A 17937-nucleotide genomic window follows, 5' to 3' on the forward strand; every position below is an offset into this window, starting at 1 on the left:
GAAATTAAAGATAAATTGTATTGAGCCATATTTCAGACTATCCATTCCAAAGGCGGCCATATGTTCACACCCAGAAGGAAACTTACTTTTTCAATAGTATTTTCCACTATTTTAAAGCTAGTTAAGCGAAGTTTAGGCATAGAGTGTGAACTTATGGAACCGTTAACGTACAAAATTCCTCCATCCAAGCAAGCTTTTTCCAAAGCAAGGTATAAACTTTCTCATACTGGATTTAAAGAATTATTGGAAGACAGCATCCGGATAGCTTACCAAAATGATCCTACCTATGGCACATGGAAGGGGTACAGACTTATTGCAGCAGATGGTTCTTCCCTTCGTTTACCTGTTTCACCCGAAATCATATCNGGAAATTAAAAATGAATTGTATTCAGCAATATTTCAGACTATCCATTCCAAAGGCGGCCATATGTTCACGCGCAGAAGGGAACTTACTTTTCCAATAGTATTTTCCACTATTTTAAAGCTAGTTAAGCGAAGTTTAGGCATAGAGTGTGAACGTATGGAACCGTTAACGTACAAAATTCCTCCATCCAAGCAAGCTTTTTCCAAAGCAAGGTATAAACTTTCTCATACTGGATTTAAAGAATTATTGGAAGACAGCATCCGCATAGCTTACCAAAATGATCCTACCTATGGCACATGGAAGGGGTACAGACTTATTGCAGCAGATGGTTCTTCCCTTCGTTTACCTGCTTCACCCGAAATCATATCGGAGTTTGGTCTTTTTAAACCAAATGGCACAAACGGAATTGTGCTCCCTTTAGCCAGGGTTTCACTATTTGTTGATTTATCTACATCTCTGATTTGTAATGCTCGGCTTGTACTTTGGAATATAGGAGAACGCACATTAGCAGAAGAACAACTCCCTGAAATGGTTCAGCAAATGCGTGCATTAAAACAAGATAAATTATTATGTATCTATGATCGTGGTTATACTTCAGTAAAGTTTATCAAACAACATTATGCATGTCAATCAGATTTTATTTTTCGTGTACAAGGAAAAAATTATACTAAGCTATGGGAGCGGGTTGCATCGGGCGAATCAGATTTTGATCTAGTTCTAGAAAATAAGGATAAAACTATCAGCCAGAAAGTAAGAGTCGTAGCGTTTATGTTATCCAATGGCAAAAGAGAAGTTTTGGTTACTTCACTTTTTGACAGAGCACAATTTACCCTGGAAAGCATTAGTAAAGTTTATGCTTTGAGGTGGCNTTTCTTATGAGTTACTTACCCAAATTAGCCAAAGGGTTAAACGAATGTATTATACGTAACGGGTCTACGTGCTTATTTTTGTTAAAAATGACTTATTTTAAAGCTACTTTTTTTGCTTGATCCGACATTCCGCACAAAAAAGCAATAAAAACTATTATTTATTTTGTTTAGTAGTAGTATTTTTCCACAAAAAAAGTAATTATATTACATATTGCGTTTAAACTGTTCATCTGTAGTTATATATATGCAAATACATACATCGAATATATTAGGCAGTAAAGTATTAGACCATCTAGGTCTAGTAGCAGCTACGATAGATCAACTAGGAATAGCTCATGCCATAGATAAGCGTCTTCCCCTTACAAAAGGCTCCAAGACTACGCATAGCCAACGAGTTATTGCTATGATACTCAATGGTTTGGGTTTTATAGATCATCGTTTATACTTATTTCCTAAATTTATTGAGAATAAGCCTATTAGTAAACTATTTGGAAATCAAGTTAAAGCAGATGATTTTAATGATGATGCTTTAGGACGCTGTTTAGATGCTATACATGACTATGGAGAAACCAAATTTTTTTCAGAAATAGCTTTAACTATTGCTTTACAACATAATCTTTTAGGTAAATCTGCTCATTTGGATACAACTACGTTAACACTCTACGGTGATTACGACGCATGTGCTGAAACAGATGAGGTAGATGAATTAAAAAATAGTACTGCTGTAGCAGAAACTAACCGATTAACGTTACCTAAGATAGCCCGTCCAGCTCATGGCTATGCTAAAAATAAGCGCTTTGATTTAAAGCAAATGACTTTATTATTAGCTACTTCTGGAGCTGCTCACTTTCCTATATGGATGGAAGCACATGCAGGTAACGCTTCAGATAAGACAACTTTAGAAGCTGCTGCTACCCGTATGCAAAATTTTTGCAAAGCTTTAGAAAGCACCCCTTCCTTTTTATATGTAGGCGATTCTGCCATGTATGCCAATTGTGTAAAATATGGACAAAATTTGCTCTGGTTATCTAGAGTACCAGATAATATAAAAGCAGCTAAAACTTTATTAACCAAGCAAACTATTGATTGGACAGAGCTAGACAAGGGATATAAATATGTAGTTGTTAATCAGATATATAAAGGAATTGCGCAAAGATGGGCATTGATTTATTCCAAAGAAGCTTATGATAAGGAAGTAGTTACTTTAGAAAAAAAGATAGAAAAGGAAGCTAGTGAAATCAATAAACTATTATGGCATTTGGGTAATCAGTTATTTGGCTGTCTGCAAGATCTTGATAAGGAAATCTTGCAAATAAATAAAAAATTACACTATCATAAGATTAGCTATACTGCTGCCACTATACCAACTTATCTAAGAAAAGGACGTCCTAAAAAAGATGATAAACCAGACAAAATTGAATACAAAGCCCATACAGTTTTACTACGAGATGAAGAAAAGATTGAACATGCTACATTAAGTAAAGGGCGTTTTGTTCTAGCAACCAATCAATTAGATGAAATTGCTCTTAAAGATAGCGAAATATTATCTTCTTATAAANTTAGTGCTTTAATGGTAGTGATGACGCTTTGTTTAATGGTCTATAGCTTTGCGCAATATGATTTACGTAAGCAATTGGAAGCAACCAATACTACTATCTTATCTCAAAGTGGCTATGCTACTAAGAAACCTACCATGAAGTGGATCTATAAACTCTTTCATGGCGTACATCTACTTNTCAATAAACTATTATGGCATTTGGGTAATCAGTTATTTGGCTGTCTGCAAGATCTTGATAAGGAAATCTTGCAAATAAATAAAAAATTACACTATCATAAGATTAGCTATACTGCTGCCACTATACCAACTTATCTAAGAAAAGGACGTCCTAAAAAAGATGATAAACCAGACAAAATTGAATACAAAGCCCATACAGTTTTACTACGAGATGAAGAAAAGATTGAACATGCTACATTAAGTAAAGGGCGTTTTGTTCTAGCAACCAATCAATTAGATGAAATTGCTCTTAAAGATAGCGAAATATTATCTTCTTATAAAGAACAATCTGGTACTGAATCAGGATTTAAGTTTATTAAAGATAACAGTTTTGAAGTAGATTCTATTTTTCTTAAAAAGCCTGGACGGATTAGTGCTTTAATGGTAGTGATGACGCTTTGTTTAATGGTCTATAGCTTTGCGCAATATGATTTACGTAAGCAATTGGAAGCAACCAATACTACTATCTTATCTCAAAGTGGCTATGCTACTAAGAAACCTACCATGAAGTGGATCTATAAACTCTTTCATGGCGTACATCTACTTAAAATAAAGATAGGTGAACAGTATCATGAAATAGTTCTCAATATGAATGATATACTAAAAAAGATTGTGCAGTATTTTGGACCTATGGCTTGTAGAATATATGATATTGAATATGAAAATATCTAACAGGGCCCAAGGTCTATCTAATGAGGTTATATTTTGATTATATGGAGTAAAAAGCTTAACAAGAAAAGGAAAATTGTCGCTTTATAGCCCGTTTTTACGAAAATAATAAGGCTAACTAATACGAATTTGTCGCTAAAAAAACTAAAAATGGGAAAATATATATTTTAAAAATTTTATGCGGAATGTCGGCTTTAGCCAGGGTTTCACTATTTGTTGATTTATCTACATCTCTGATTTGTAATGCTCGGCTTGTACCTTGGAATATAGGAGAACGCACATTAGCAGAAGAACAACTCCCTGAAATGGTTCAGCAAATGCGTGCATTAAAACAAGATAAATTATTATGTATCTATGATCGTGGTTATACTTCAGTAAAGTTTATCAAACAACATTATGAATGTCAAGCAGATTTTATTTTTCGTGTACAAGAAAAAAATTATACTAAGCTATGGGAGCGGGTTGCATCGGGCGAATCAGATTTTGATCTAGTTCTAGAAAATAAGGATAAAACTATCAGCCAGAAAGTAAGAGTCGTAGCGTTTATGTTATCCAATGGCAAAAGAGAAGTTTTGGTTACTTCACTTTTTGACAGAGCACAATTTACCCTGGAAAGCATTAGTAAAGTTTATGCTTTAAGGTGGCATATAGAAGCGTGTTATAAACGATTAAAGATAAGTGCAGAACTAGAGAATTTTTCTGGTATATATTTAGAAGCTGTATTACAGGAATTTTGGGCTCATTTAGTAATGTGTAATTTATTGGCACTGCATATGTGTGATGCTCAAGGTCCCTGGAAACCAGAGCAAATAAATGAGTATCGTTTGAATTTTTCAGTTTTGTTTGGGGTGATGCGTCAGAAAATGCATCAAGTGCTGATTGGGAAGTGCTCAACTAAAAGCTTTCAGAAACTCTTTGATAGAGTGTGCATACGAGCTAAAGNTTATCAAACAACATTATGCATGTCAAGCAGATTTTATTTTTCGTGTACAAGGAAAAAATTATACTAAGCTATGGGAGCGGGTTGTATCGGGCGAATCAGATTTTGATCTAGTTCTAGAAAATAAGGATAAAACTATCAGCCAGAAAGTAAGAGTCGTAGCGTTTATGTTATCCAATGGCAAAAGAGAAGTTTTGGTTACTTCACTTTTTGACAGAGCACAATTTACCCTGGAAAGCATTAGTAAAGTTTATGCTTTGAGGTGGCATATAGAAGCGTGTTATAAACGATTAAAGATAAGTGCAGAACTAGAGAATTTTTCTGGTATATATTTAGAAGCTGTATTACAGGAATTTTGGGCTCATTTAGTAATGTGTAATTTATTGGCACTGCATATGTGTGATGCTCAAGGTCCCTGGAAACCAGAGCAAATAAATGAGTATCGTTTGAATTTTTCAGTTTTGTTTGGGGTGATGCGTCAGAAAATGCATCAAGTGCTGATTGGGAAGTGCTCAACTAAAAGCTTTCAGAAACTCTTTGATAGAGTGTGCATACGAGCTAAAGTGAAAATCCGACCCGGGCGATTATATAGTCGTGACAAGGTGGATAAGCCTAAACGGCATCATGTCTTTAGGAGGGTAGGCTAATCATGAATTCCCTTAAGTTGACGCCATTGAGTGAACGGATACGTTTAGAGTTTTTTATAAGTGTACAGCACTAAAAATGTATGGTTTATGTCCTTTTTAAGGATTTTAACTAACACTTGAGTATAGATTTCTTTTTTTTATAAAATTTTTATTTTCTATTGCAACGGCCAAAATATGAAAGGTGTTTATTATAGCATGCAATCTTTCATTGTGAATGGATCTATGGACCAAGTTTGCCCATGATGCAACACAACAAAATCTTGATCAGAGAGACCTGCGGCTTGACAAGCTGCTTCCAATTTTATTTTTGGTTCAAGGTAGGGCTCTGTTGAACCCATGGCATAGGTGCCCCAATGAATGGCGATGCTTTTTGTAGCACCTATGCATTGATGGGCCTGAACGGCTGCAACTGGATCCATATGTTGCGGGTGCCAATTAGGTGCATAACAGCCAATGGGAATAGCAGCCAAGTCAAATGGGCCCAATTGATCACCTATATTCTGAAACATTGCTGTGCAAAAGCCTGAATCTCCTGTAAAATAGAATTTATGTTTAGGGCCCATCACTGCCCAACTTGACCATAAAACATAATTGCGGTCACAAATACCCCGTTGACTCCAGTGCTGAGCAGGGGTACACCAAATTTCAAAAGATTTACCATGGCAAGAGAAGGAAACAGATTGGCCCCATGACAGCTCTTCTATCCAAGTGCCTTGGGGAGTATTGGCATTCATACAATATTTTAAGCCTTTGGGTACAAACCACCGCATTTTAGGGAAACGTTTAGTAAGTAAGCGAACAGCCTGTAGATCTAAGTGATCATAATGATTGTGTGAAATAACAGAAAAATGCAGTTCTGGCAATTGATCAATACTACAAGGGGAAGGTCGGTAGCGAGGACAGAAAAAATACCCAAAAGGTGCCGCACATGCAGACCAAACGGGATCGGTAATAAATGAAATACCATCCATATGTACAAAAAGTGTAGCATGTCCAAGCCAAGTAGTAGAAAGTTCTGATTGTAGATCAAATATTGGGCATTGTACCGGCAAGGTGCGGTCAAGCTCTACTTGCGGAGGTATGTTAGCACTGTCAAACCACCGTGATATGGTCCATAGTAGCGTACTAAAATTCCGCATAGAAGGTGGATTAACCCAGGTAGTAAATGAAACAGGATTGGCAAACGTATGCCCATTAAAGCGTGGTTGCTCAAATTTCAACTTATTATGGGTTGTGGGATTCTGCTTAATCCCATCTGTTAGGATATCCGCTTGATGGCTGGCTATTGGCTGGGGAAAAGCCATGCAAACTACTTCTTGACTGGCAACCTGTGTAGCAGTTTCTGCTTTTTTTAACGGCTTTTGTGCACTGTATGTTTTGATTTTAAATCCAAACCCCATTATACCGATGCCAAATAGCATAACAACAGCTACCAGCAAAAGTAGAAAGATGTCAGTAGCTTGCATGTATATAAATATAATCTAACGGTATCCTACTATTTATGCATATTTTTCCTTATTATTCCAATAATCTGAGCCATAATCTAATAATAATTCTTCCCCAGCTTCAATTCTTTTATTTGTACGCAGCAATATAAAAGGGATTCCTTTCCGGATCTTCCAATAACGCATTTGCGAAGCGACCACATTTGCAATATGTTCCCATCGTGGATCTTGCCAGCAAGCATTGCTTGATTTATTTTCTTTACAAGTTGATGTAGGAACTTCATAAGTACAACAGCTATTAATTTTTATTAAAGGATTCCCTCGGCCATAACCACTTACAGTCATATCAATTGGGCCCAGTTTACTATTACTATCTAAGTACACACTAAATGCGTACTTATTAATATAACTGATATACGTATCTATATCTTCTGGATTTACATCTGGATTTACATCTGGATTTACATCTGGATTTACATCTGGATTTACATCTGGATTTACATCTGGATTTACATCCTTACTTTTTAACCAATTGCATTCGTCTTCTAGATCTTTCTCAATTTCATCATCTTCTACATCTTTGTCAACCTCATCATCACCATTAGTTTTTTTAGTTTTTTTTAACAAATATTTGCCTACATAGATACCCAATATCGTATCGGGTTCAATAGTACGCTTTGCTACTAGCTTATCCTGGCCATGCAATGCCTTACGGTCATCTAAATAGCCTACTTCTTGTATTTCAACTAAATCATCTCTATAAGTTTTACGAGTTTTACGCGTTTTACGCTTGGAGTAATAATCTTTANGTAAAAAGCTTAACAAGAAAAGGAAAATTGTCGCTTTATAGCCCGTTTTTACGAAAATAATAAGGCTAACTAATACGAATTTGTCGCTAAAAAAACTAAAAATGGGAAAATATATATTTTAAAAATTTTATGCGGAATGTCGGTTGATCAAAAAAAGCAGCCAAAAAAAATCAAGCGCTGGTGAAAAAACTGCTGAAAAGAAAGGAAAAAAACCGAAAATCAAATCTCGCTCCTACGGAGCTCAGACAAAATGATTTTCTTTTGATTTTCTTTTGATTTTCTTCCTTTCTTTTCTTTCCACAGTTTTTCCAAGGCGCATTTTTTATAAACTTACATTATTGCGCTATTTCTAAATACGAACGTGAAAAAATAGGCATAGGCCATTCCACTGAACGGATACCTATTTTTGATCAAGCAAAAAAAGTAGCTTTAAAATAAGTCGTTTTCTCACTGCTTAAGATTCATACATAAATTCTAATAAAGGTATATCTATATCTTTTCCATCTCTTATTATTGGCATCAAGCAATTTATATCAGCTCCTCTTTCAATCAATAGGTTAGCTATATCCCACTGCTTACGACAAGTAACCACTCCTAATAAAGGTATAGTTCTATCTCTTCCACCTATTTCCACTGTTATCGAGAAATTTATATCAGCTCCTTTTTCAATCAATAGTTTAGCTAGATCCCACTGCTGATTATAAGCAGACAATTCTAATAAAGATATAATGCTATCTCTGCCATCTATTGGTATTACGAAATTTATATCAGCTCCTCTTTCAATCAATAGTTTAGCTATATCCCATTGCCCACGAGTAGCAGCCCATCCTAATAAAGGCATATCTGTATATCTCTCATCTATTTTTGTTGGCATCAAGCAATTTATATTAGCCCCTCTTTCAATCAATAGTTTAACTATATCCCACTGCCGATTATAAGCAGCCCATCCTAATAAAGATATAATGCTATCTCTTCCCTTTATTGTTATTGGCATCATGCAATTTATATCAGTAGCTCCTTTTTCAATCAATAGTTTAGCTATATCCCATTGCTCACGAGTAACAGCCATTCCTAATAAAGATATAGTGCTATCTCTTCCCTCTATTGTTATTGGTATCATGCAATTTATATCAGTAGCCCCTCTTTCAATCAATAGTTTAACTAGATCCCACTGCTGATTATAAGCAGCCCATCCTAATAAAGATATAATGCTATCTCTTCCATTTATTGTTACTGGCATCATGCAATTTATATCAGTAGCTCCTTTTTCAATCACTTCAATCAATAGTTTAGCTATATCCCATTGCCTACGAGTAGCAGCCCATCCTAATAAAGATATAGTGCTATCTCTTCCCTCTATTCTTATTGGTATCACGCAATGTATATCAGCTCCTCTGTCAATCAATAGTTTAACTATATCAAGATGACCATAATAAACAGCATAGCATAAGGCTGTCATACCATTGTGGTATTGAGCATTAGCGTCTGTAATGTCTACCTGAATGTTCTTGCTAAGGAGCAATATTTGTACGATTTTCTGACGTCCATTCTCAGTAGCTAGGTGTAAAGGCGTTTTATTATTATTCGTTAATGCATTTACATCAGCACCCCAATCTAATAATTCCGCTACGATTTCTAAATGATCCTTAGCAACCGCATGGTGCAGAGCATTCCAGCCATCTGTATCTGATTCATACACGCTAGCACCACTATTTAATGATCGTTTGATATCAACTAAACCACCACCATTAAAAACTATACCATATAGGGTATTTCGTTCGGTATTTCGTTCATTTATTACTGTATTGGTCATGCTAATCTTCTTGGCATGCACTTTATTTTCGTTAGGCTGAGCTGCATGATGCATAACTTTGTTACAACCGGTTAAGGTTAATAACCCGTACGGTATAAACCATATTATTTTTTTCTGTAACATTTCTTTTTTCTGTAGCATTTCTCTTAATTTTAATACGCTTTTCCTTGCGCTATGATGTGCAACTTGTTCAACTGCTGTAAAACTCCCATTTCAAGTAGTGATACCCCTATGGATACTGTGTTGTAAAGATTATCTTTCTTGTCTTTTCAGGTATGTATAATCATTTGCGTTGCAAGTTAAGGAAATTCCTAGAATTATCATAGTAATGTAGCTAAGGGCANGAACTAGAGAATTTTTCTGGTATATATTTAGAAGCTGTATTACAGGAATTTTGGGCTCATTTAGTAATGTGTAATTTATTGGCACTGCATATGTGTGATGCTCAAGTTCCCTGGAAACCAGAGAAAATAAATGAGTATCGTTTGAATTTTTCAGTTTTGTTTGGTGTGATGTGTCAAAAAATGCATCAAGTGCTGATTGGGAAGTGCTCAACTAAAAGCTTTCAGAAACTCTTTGATAGAGTGTGCATACGAGCTAAAGTGAAAATCCGACCCGGGCGATTATATAGTCGTGACAAGGTGGATAAGCCTAAACGGCATCATGTCTTTAGGAGGGTGTGCTAATCATGAATTCCCTTAAGTTGACGCCATTGACTGAACGGATACCGGGGAAATAGATTTTTGGAAAGGATAATTTCTCTCTATCTATCCTGGAAGCAACAAAAGCTAAATCCTTTCCATAATCTTTCCCAGATTATAGAGGCTTAGGCCACTCCACTGAACGGATACAAGTAAGTTTCCTTCTGCGCGTGAACATATGGCCGCCTTTGGAATGGATAGTCTGAAATATTGCTGAATACAATTTATCTTTAATTTCCGAAATAAAATTTTCCCCTAAAAACTCTTGCATAAAAAAATGTATCATACACTTTTTTATGAAATAATAAAAAAAGAATTTATTCGCTAAATAAGAAGCAATGTAGAAAATGTAAAAAAAATATCCTATTCTACTTGGTTATCAATAATACTTAAACCTTAAGTTGACGCCATTGACTGAACGGATACATATAAAAACTGTATCAAATGTTTCTGTCTTGATTATGCTCATTATCCATTTCTTCATCTATTTCTTGAATAATAGGTGTGGATATATTTTGTTGTATGTTAGTAGTAGCTCGATAGTATAATGCTCGATCCATATCGTGATGATACATAGCTTTATGGTACCATGCAGCTTGTGCTATTAGCGTAACTTCATCTCTTTTTTCCGGTCGCATTTCCATTAATATAGGGAATAAATCTTGGCTACCCTGAAAAGTATTTGAATTTGAATAAGAAACCGAAGGTAATGCAGTGGTTGCATCCATAGCAGATTGTATGGACACTAACTCCACTTGAGCTGAATCTGGCGTAAGTGAACTATTTGTAGCACGATCTACAGGTAACGCCGAAGATAAAGGAATTGAAATGGAATCAACTACTGGACAAGATGATGTTGACGGAAGGGAAACAGTAGGCAATGTCTGAGCACTACTTTTCTTATTATGGTATTGGCTCCCCTTAGCAACTTGTTGTGCCAACTGCTTTAATACGGCATATGCTTCTTGCTGCTGAGCTAATTGGTCGTTCAAATTTAGTACAGGTTGCTGGCTTAATGCCTTATTCATAGCCCTCAACAAAGGACGTAATTGTGTGCTTATGATTACGCTAAGTTGATTTACAAATGGTTGAAAATCTGTATATAACTTATTGTATTTATTTTTTTCCTTTTTATTACTCTGCTCGCTTTTTCGCTTTCTCATACGATCGGACTGAAGCTTAACAAGGTAATGTACTTCTTCCTGTTGTTTCTCTAACAGAGCTAATTGTTCTTTACTTAAGGAACATTTTTTGCTAATTATTTGATATAATCCTTTCTGAAGTAACACTATTTTATCGATAAGCTCCAATTCTGCTGCAAATCGACTGATACACTGGTTACTTTTGGGATCAATCTTTAGTGTGTTTGTCAACTGTAAGTGTTTATTTTGCTCTACTTTCCATTGCTCCTTTAACGTATGGATGCTAGCTAAGGTAGTGGTAATGTTATCCATCATATCAGAAGTTACAGTTTCTCTAGAAGGCACTTGTACAACGGTAGCACTGTTAGAAAGCGTATTTACGATCGGGGTACCACTATTCATATTTAACTTGACATTATTACATCCAGCTAATGTTAAAGTAGAAAGGTACAAGCAAGGAATTATCAATTTATTTTGTATATGATATTTCATGTTACATTACGTTTAAAATACTTGTACATATATGTTCTTTTACTTGTAAACAGATATTCTTTATAATTAAGCATAAAAAAAGCTGTTTAGCCTCTGTGGAGGCTAAAAGCTATATAACCTTCTCCTTTCAAAAATTTCTAGTTAGGAAATTTTTATTTGTTGCTATTCTTTATGCGTGTTCTCTTGGAAAAAATGAGGTGGGTAAAAAGTTTGGAACCCTCTGTCCATTTACAACTACCCACTGTGGTGCTGATCCATTAGAAGTTGAACCATTCCTACTTGCTATGGGAGTTGAAGTCTCCAACGGCTTTGTTAAATGACGCATTAGTTCAGGCTGATTTTGTGAACTTTGATTATATCCAAAGGGCCTTGCTACTTGAAGAGGTAAAACTGGTCCATTCTGCAACATTGAATGGTCCTTCGCAGGAAGTTGTGCTGGTACAAACGCATTTCCCAACGTATTTGTCACAAACAAACGCGCTACTGGATCATTTAATATTTTTTTTTGTTTTGTAGGCGTACCTGCTTGAAGTGCCACAGACATTGCTTTTGTTTTTAAAGCCTCCGATTTCATAAAGTGAGCAGCTCCCTGTTGAAAGTGAGCAGCTCCCTGTTGAATATGGCCTAGTGATTTTTGCATTTTACTTTCTGATACCAAACTAAGAACCTCTGCTATAGCATTTGGGTTGTCTGGATCCATATTTTGCAATAGACAGCTTCCGAATTGGTTTACTTCGTTTGGTCCAGCATGATTAGTTGAATGACTGGAAAATAAAGATACACCAGAGGGTGGGCTTTTAACATGTGGAATAGCTGTAGCTGTATTGGATATATTTGACGAATATGCCTCTGTGAGAGGAGCTTTTTCTGTTAACAGTTTCAAAATTAACTTAGCGTTACTCAATACGGATTCCTTGCACTCATTAACGTTTAATATATGCCCATTTATCTTATTTTTAACATCTTTTACTTTACTACGGCTTTCAGATTGAATCTGAAAATCTTCTACTGCTTTAATATTATTATTAATATTATTATTAATATTATTAAGATAATCTTTATCTAGGTCATTTAACTGAGATAACCTAAATCTTATTTGATTCAACATAATATTAAGATTGGAAACTGCATTATTAAATTTTTTTAGATGAGATACCCATCTATTCCATGTATTCAAAGTATTCAAAAGCTGTTTTTTATTCTGGTCAGTATTCTGGTCAGTATTCTGGTCAGTATTCTGGTCAGTATTCTGGTCAGTATTCTGGTCAGTATTTTTTTTCTCCTTAGTAGCATCTTCTATTAGCTGTTCTATTCGTATCCTAATATTATCTATAATTTTTAGGCATAACTCAATTCTTTTCTTATAATCCCTTTCTTCTAAAGCATTATCATTATAGGATCCATTGGACAACGTTGTTGAAGCGTTACAATTACTTGTGCTAGCTTCATTCGCTCCCATCATTCCTAGTTTATTGCCTGCTTTACTACAACTTATTGAAACTACAGTAGAGAGATAAAATAAAAGGCTTATTAATGTTTTGTTTAAACTACTAGAATTATTGTTCATGACTTATTAAATTTAAAATATGTTATTCATTTTTCTGCTATTCTACTATAAATACTACTTTTAATTTTTAATTGATGTACTTTAGTTTATTCCTGTAAACCTGATAAAAATAAATTTACCCCTCTTCCATTAATTTACTCATAACCAGTTATAAACTAGGATGTACAAGGGCTTATCGCCTATTGTACTTTACTTAAAAGCACAAAAGATAAGATCAAGTATGTAGTACCTAAAGTACCTAACCTTACATTTCATTCCCAAATATAACCTATTAAAAAGAACTTTGCAAGTTTATGTGTATCCGTTCAGTGATATGGCCTATGCGTATCCGTTCACTCAATGGCGTCAACTTAAGGGAATTCATGATTAGCACACCCTCCTAAAGACATGATGCCGTTTAGGTTTATCCACCTTGTCACGACTATATAATCGCCCGGGTCGGATTTTCACTTTAGCTCGTATGCACACTCTATCAAAGAGAGGCCGTTGCAACAGACCGACAGTATAATTTTTTCTATTTTTCCAGTATTATTTTTTGTTATTTTTTGCCATTTTTGAAGTTATGGCAGTAAGAATATCATTATTTATTGATTTTTAGATGCTTTTAGTTCATTTTGGATAGACCATTTCCCTAGCAACCTCTTAAAATGATATTTGGGGACCTATATAAGTTATAAGCTATTGCTTCCATAAGATGTTGTGTATGCATTTTATCAATACCTATATAGCGGGCTCCCGAACTGCGGAACCAATTTTTTATACTACCAAATACACGTTCTACCTTATAACGAGTCTTAGCTATTAATTTATTAAACCGCTTAGCGGTAACTGATAAGGGATTATTCTTAGTAGCCTTCTTCTGAATAGCTGATTTTAACTTTTTTTTCTTTAATAATATTTCATTAGGTGAGCCGCTATAGCCCTTATCTGCATATACCCTACTACCTGGTGGTAAGTTTACTTTATCTAATAAGCCCTCTAAATGACCACTATCATGACTAGATGCCTTTGTAGTACTGACGGCTAGCACTAATCCTTCTTTACTTTCTACAAGTATATGCCGTTTATAGCCATAATATAGCTTAGGACCTTTTTTAGACCAACTTGCTTCTGGATCTACTCCTTTTTGATAACTTTCAGATACGGTTATACTGCCATCTGCATGTAGATCATAGCTTTTTTTCCCTTTAGGACATCTAGGAGTAGGTGTAATAGAGGCATCGATAATTGCACCATGTTGCACTAATACACCATGATTAGATAGTTGATTATTAATGTTTTTAATAACCTCTCTAGTGCCTTCTTCTTTGTAAGCATAGTCCTAAATCTGCTTAATACACTATGGTCCGGAACCGAACTGTCCATTGAAATACCACAAAATAGGCTAAAAGTTATACGGTCGTTTACTTCTTCTTCTACTTGATAGTCACTCAGTCCATACCATGTCTGAAGTAAAAGCATTTTAAATAAAAGTAGGGGACTATAGGCAGGTTTGCCAGATAAGCGTAGGCCTTTAGCATAATAAATGCGAAGTTCTTTTTCAATTGTTGACCAATCAATTATTTTAGTGATTTGATCAAAAAAGGTATGTTTACATTTACGTTTACTTGCTGAAATATCTGCTAAACTTAATTGACCACTTGTTTGGATTGCCATAACTATACATTAGTAATAATTCTAAAAAAATAAACACCGAAAACTCATGTTAAGTTAACCATTTTTTCAATGAGGGGAAAGTGGATTATTTATGATTAAATTTAATTGTCTATTGCAACGGCCTCAAAGAGTTTCTGAAAGCTTTTAGTTGAGCACTTCCCAATCAGCACTTGATGCATTTTTTGACGCATCACACCAAACAAAACTGAAAAATTCAAACGATACTCATTTATTTGCTCTGGTTTCCAGGGACCTTGAGCATCACACATATGCAGTGCCAATAAATTACACATTACTAAATGAGCCCAAAATTCCTGTAATACAGCTTCTAAATATATACCAGAAAAATTCTCTAGTTCTGCACTTATCTTTAATCGTTTATAACACTCTTCTATATGCCACCTCAAAGCATAAACTTTACTAATGCTTTCCAGGGTAAATTGTGCTCTGTCAAAAAGTGAAGTAACCAAAACTTCTCTTTTGCCATTGGATAACATAAACGCTACGACTCTTACTTTCTGGCTGATAGTTTTATCCTTATTTTCTAGAACTAGATCAAAATCTGATTCGCCCGATGCAACCCGCTCCCATAGCTTAGTATAATTTTTTCCTTGTACACGAAAAATAAAATCTGATTGACATGCATTACAATTTATCTTTAATTTCCGAAATAAAATTTTCCCCTAAAAACTCTTGCATAAAAAAATGTATCATACACTTTTTTATGAAATAATAAAAAAAGAATTTATTCGCTAAATAAGAAGCAATGTAGAAAATGCAAAAAAATATCCTATTCTACTTGGTTATCAATAATAGTTAAACCTTAAGTTGACGCCATTGACTGAACGGATACATCAAAATGGCGTATTACTCTTCCTCTACCTAATGCAATTGGTTCGATTTATTATTTATTTATTGATAACTATAATCTTTATCATGGCATTTCCGCTTGCTTTTCATCTATTATCTGATAGAGAACAAAAAGCTTTAAAGGCTCATAATACAATTCTCCCAGTGCCAATTCATTTTCTAATTCTTTACGTAATTCCCCTAAGGACAGCGGATTGAATTGTGCTCGAAATCCTCTCATATCATCTTCAGTCCACTGGTCTACTGTTTCCGCTCCTAATCTATTCATTCTATTTCGCTCATTTTCACTATTGCCACCTATTCGACAAATAGGACAACTTTCAACCTCACGATCTCTGAGATCTTGAAAACATGTTGCGTGAAATTTTACATGATGCGGACACGAAAGTGGAAAGTCCTTCTGTTCTAGAAAGTCATTCTCAATGTCATTCTGACAGAGGCAACAATTTTCTGGCTTTTTATCTTCTCCTGCTGATCCTCTTGCTTCTGTTCCTGCTGTGTTTGCTGTGCCTACCACATTCAGCTTCTGCGCCGCCATGTTTATCTTATGCTCTCTTTCTTCTGCACGCGCAGATGCTAGCTCTAGTAGCGCATTCCCTGCCAGAATACTTGCCTGCTCATTCATATCTCCCCCACGACGCAGCTTACACTTCACCCTGTTTGCCGCATCTCTCAGGTCAAAAAACTCATACGTAGCCGCCTCTACTAGTTCTTCCAGCCCATTATCTATCGCCCCATGCCTACTATAGTCTAGGTACTTCAGCGCAGACCCCACCATTATTGCCGCTTCCTGCAGCCTCCGCCATTGCGCCTCCTCTGCGTCTTCTAATGCGTCTTCTATTGCTATGTCGTCCCACTCTTCTACTGCTCCTGTTCCTGCTCCGCCTGCTCCTCCTGCTCCGCCTGCTCCTCCTGTTCCTCCTGCTATTCCTCCTCCTGCTCCGCCTGCTCCTCCTGCTATTCCTCCTCCTGCTCCGCCCGCTCCTCCTCCTCCTGCTATTCCTCCTCCTGCTCCGCCACCGCCTCCGCCACCACCTCCTCCTCTTGCTGTGCCATTAAATTCACCAACCATCAATTGATTTTTTACTGCTAGCACTTTGGTTTTACTGCTACCTATATCTTCTTTTTCTGATGAAATATCCTCAGGAATAATTTGACTTATTTTATTAGAAGGTTTATTTGTTTTTTTAAATCTATTAAAACCACAAGCAGATTCACCACTCAAAACGATGAAACCAAACAATGTAATAGGGATAACTATTTGCTTTGCGTACGGTTTATTTCGAATCTGCATTGTACTTTTTATTTTAAATTTTAATAAAGCTCACTAATGTAAGCGCACTATTTTTAATTTTTAACTTATACTCATTTACTTCCTTTAAGGAAGTGAAGTACAAATATAAAACAAAAAAATACATTAGCAAATTTTTTGTTCCTTTTCTAGAATTATCAAACTCATTCCTACTATATTTACTATAGCCTAAATGATCGTCTAATTCTGCCACAAGGGGCCGTTCTACTATATTTTTCGTTAAAACTTTTAATAGACCTTCTTGGCAAAAGATAGTCGATAAGTCTGCTCCTCCTTCTAACAATAAATCTATCGCTGCTTGGAGTTTTGGGTTAATTGGATCTTTCTTTTTTGATTGCATAATCATAGTAGTTAATTTTGATATTATAGAACAACGAAAATCATTTTACACAATCTTTTAGAAAGACCCGGGCATAAAGTGTGCCCTGCCCTAGCACATTCAGCTTCTGCGCCGCCATGTTTATCTTATGCTCTCTTTACTTCAAACCTGCTCTACATGTAGGGCAGGTTCTATTGTTAGAAGTATTAATCCACGATTCCAGACACATTCTATGAAATTTATCAGGATGCGGCATCTCACATTTAAAAAAGCGATTTGTATTCTCTTCATTATTTTTTACTACCTCATGGCATATCGCACACGCACAGTCGTTTTTTCTTTCTGCGTCCACTTCTGCTCTTATTGCTGCTGCTGTTCCTGGTCCTGGTCCTGCTTCTGCTTCTGCTCTTATTGCTGCTGCTGCTCTTTTTGCTGCTCTTGCTGCTGCTCCTCCTGCTGCTCTTGCTGCTGCTTTTGCTTTTTCTGCTCTTGCTGCTACTTTTGCTGCTTCTTGCCCACTTATCTCTAAGGCTATCCTCAGTTGTTCT

Annotated in this window: 11 protein-coding genes and 7 pseudogenes; 6 read left to right on the plus strand and 12 right to left on the minus strand. The window is 35.7% G+C overall.

Annotated features, from left to right (window positions below; genetic code table 11):
- Positions 1-27: 27 nt before the first annotated feature.
- The 5 genes and pseudogenes from EDM02_RS05930 to EDM02_RS01545 form a co-directional block, all read left to right on the plus strand.
- Positions 28-363, plus strand: a pseudogene (locus tag EDM02_RS05930) (IS4-like element ISWosp8 family transposase); the annotation flags it as partial.
- Positions 323-1231 (plus strand): annotated as a pseudogene (locus EDM02_RS01530) (IS4 family transposase); the annotation flags it as partial. The pseudogenes EDM02_RS05930 and EDM02_RS01530, both read left to right, overlap by 41 nt.
- Before the next feature lie 246 nt (positions 1232-1477).
- The gene (locus EDM02_RS01535) at positions 1478-3679 is read left to right on the plus strand and encodes an IS1634 family transposase (RefSeq protein ID WP_123662543.1); all 2202 of its coding nucleotides are present in this window, start codon (positions 1478-1480) and stop codon (positions 3677-3679) included.
- 182 nt (positions 3680-3861) lie between these two features.
- A pseudogene (locus EDM02_RS01540) lies at positions 3862-4617 on the plus strand (IS4 family transposase); the annotation flags it as partial.
- A pseudogene (locus EDM02_RS01545) lies at positions 4613-5263 on the plus strand (transposase); the annotation flags it as partial. The pseudogenes EDM02_RS01540 and EDM02_RS01545, both read left to right, overlap by 5 nt.
- 188 nt (positions 5264-5451) lie before the next feature.
- Here EDM02_RS01545 and EDM02_RS01550 read toward each other — a convergent pair.
- The 3 genes from EDM02_RS01550 to EDM02_RS01560 all read right to left on the minus strand — a co-directional run bounded on the left by EDM02_RS01550 (position 5452) and on the right by EDM02_RS01560 (position 9453).
- The gene (locus EDM02_RS01550) at positions 5452-6729 is read right to left on the minus strand and encodes an MBL fold metallo-hydrolase (protein ID WP_123662529.1); all 1278 of its coding nucleotides are present in this window, start codon (positions 6727-6729) and stop codon (positions 5452-5454) included.
- 33 nt (positions 6730-6762) lie between these two features.
- Complete coding sequence (locus EDM02_RS06100) at positions 6763-7533, minus strand: SET domain-containing protein-lysine N-methyltransferase (RefSeq protein WP_123662547.1); 771 nt, start codon at positions 7531-7533, stop codon at positions 6763-6765.
- 438 nt (positions 7534-7971) lie between these two features.
- Positions 7972-9453, minus strand: a complete 1482-nt coding sequence (locus tag EDM02_RS01560) for an ankyrin repeat domain-containing protein (RefSeq protein WP_184891063.1) — start codon at positions 9451-9453, stop codon at positions 7972-7974.
- 215 nt (positions 9454-9668) lie between these two features.
- Here EDM02_RS01560 and EDM02_RS01565 point away from each other — a divergent pair.
- A pseudogene (locus EDM02_RS01565) lies at positions 9669-10016 on the plus strand (IS4-like element ISWosp8 family transposase); the annotation flags it as partial.
- Between the two features lie 130 nt (positions 10017-10146).
- Here EDM02_RS01565 and EDM02_RS05635 read toward each other — a convergent pair.
- From EDM02_RS05635 to EDM02_RS01605, 9 genes and pseudogenes are all read right to left on the minus strand, one after another.
- Positions 10147-10317 (minus strand): hypothetical protein, encoded by a 171-nt coding sequence (locus EDM02_RS05635; RefSeq protein ID WP_221179587.1) that lies wholly within the window; start codon positions 10315-10317, stop codon positions 10147-10149.
- A 154-nt stretch (positions 10318-10471) separates the two neighbouring features.
- Positions 10472-11665, minus strand: coding sequence for a hypothetical protein (locus EDM02_RS01570; protein WP_148053553.1), 1194 nt, complete (start codon positions 11663-11665; stop codon positions 10472-10474).
- Positions 11666-11834: 169 nt separating this feature from the next.
- Positions 11835-13232, minus strand: coding sequence for a hypothetical protein (locus EDM02_RS01575; RefSeq protein ID WP_123662535.1), 1398 nt, complete (start codon positions 13230-13232; stop codon positions 11835-11837).
- A 366-nt stretch (positions 13233-13598) separates the two neighbouring features.
- Positions 13599-13724 (minus strand): hypothetical protein, encoded by a 126-nt coding sequence (locus tag EDM02_RS05935; RefSeq protein ID WP_260214974.1) that lies wholly within the window; start codon positions 13722-13724, stop codon positions 13599-13601.
- A 139-nt stretch (positions 13725-13863) separates the two neighbouring features.
- Positions 13864-14888: pseudogene (locus EDM02_RS01580) on the minus strand (IS5 family transposase).
- Positions 14889-14998: 110 nt separating this feature from the next.
- Positions 14999-15520: pseudogene (locus EDM02_RS01585) on the minus strand (transposase); the annotation flags it as partial.
- Between the two features lie 302 nt (positions 15521-15822).
- A complete protein-coding gene (locus EDM02_RS05565) occupies positions 15823-17052 on the minus strand; it encodes an RING finger protein (RefSeq protein ID WP_148053554.1) in 1230 nt (409 codons plus the stop codon).
- A 13-nt stretch (positions 17053-17065) separates the two neighbouring features.
- Positions 17066-17410, minus strand: coding sequence for a hypothetical protein (locus EDM02_RS01600; protein WP_123662554.1), 345 nt, complete (start codon positions 17408-17410; stop codon positions 17066-17068).
- A gap of 136 nt (positions 17411-17546) precedes the next feature.
- The coding region (locus EDM02_RS01605) for a hypothetical protein (RefSeq protein ID WP_184891078.1) at positions 17547-17937 on the minus strand (391 nt) is incomplete at its 5' end.

Source organism: Candidatus Cardinium hertigii, from assembly GCF_003788695.1.

Coding starts and splice junctions, on each gene's coding strand:
- EDM02_RS01550 (WP_123662529.1), bottom strand. CDS start 6,729: ATGCAAGCTACTGACATCTTTCTACTTTTGCTGGTAGCTGTTGTTATG.
- EDM02_RS01560 (WP_184891063.1), bottom strand. CDS start 9,453: ATGTTACAGAAAAAAATAATATGGTTTATACCGTACGGGTTATTAACC.
- EDM02_RS05635 (WP_221179587.1), bottom strand. CDS start 10,317: ATGATACATTTTTTTATGCAAGAGTTTTTAGGGGAAAATTTTATTTCG.
- EDM02_RS01570 (WP_148053553.1), bottom strand. CDS start 11,665: ATGAAATATCATATACAAAATAAATTGATAATTCCTTGCTTGTACCTT.
- EDM02_RS01575 (WP_123662535.1), bottom strand. CDS start 13,232: ATGAACAATAATTCTAGTAGTTTAAACAAAACATTAATAAGCCTTTTA.
- EDM02_RS05565 (WP_148053554.1), bottom strand. CDS start 17,052: ATGCAGATTCGAAATAAACCGTACGCAAAGCAAATAGTTATCCCTATT.
- EDM02_RS01600 (WP_123662554.1), bottom strand. CDS start 17,410: ATGCAATCAAAAAAGAAAGATCCAATTAACCCAAAACTCCAAGCAGCG.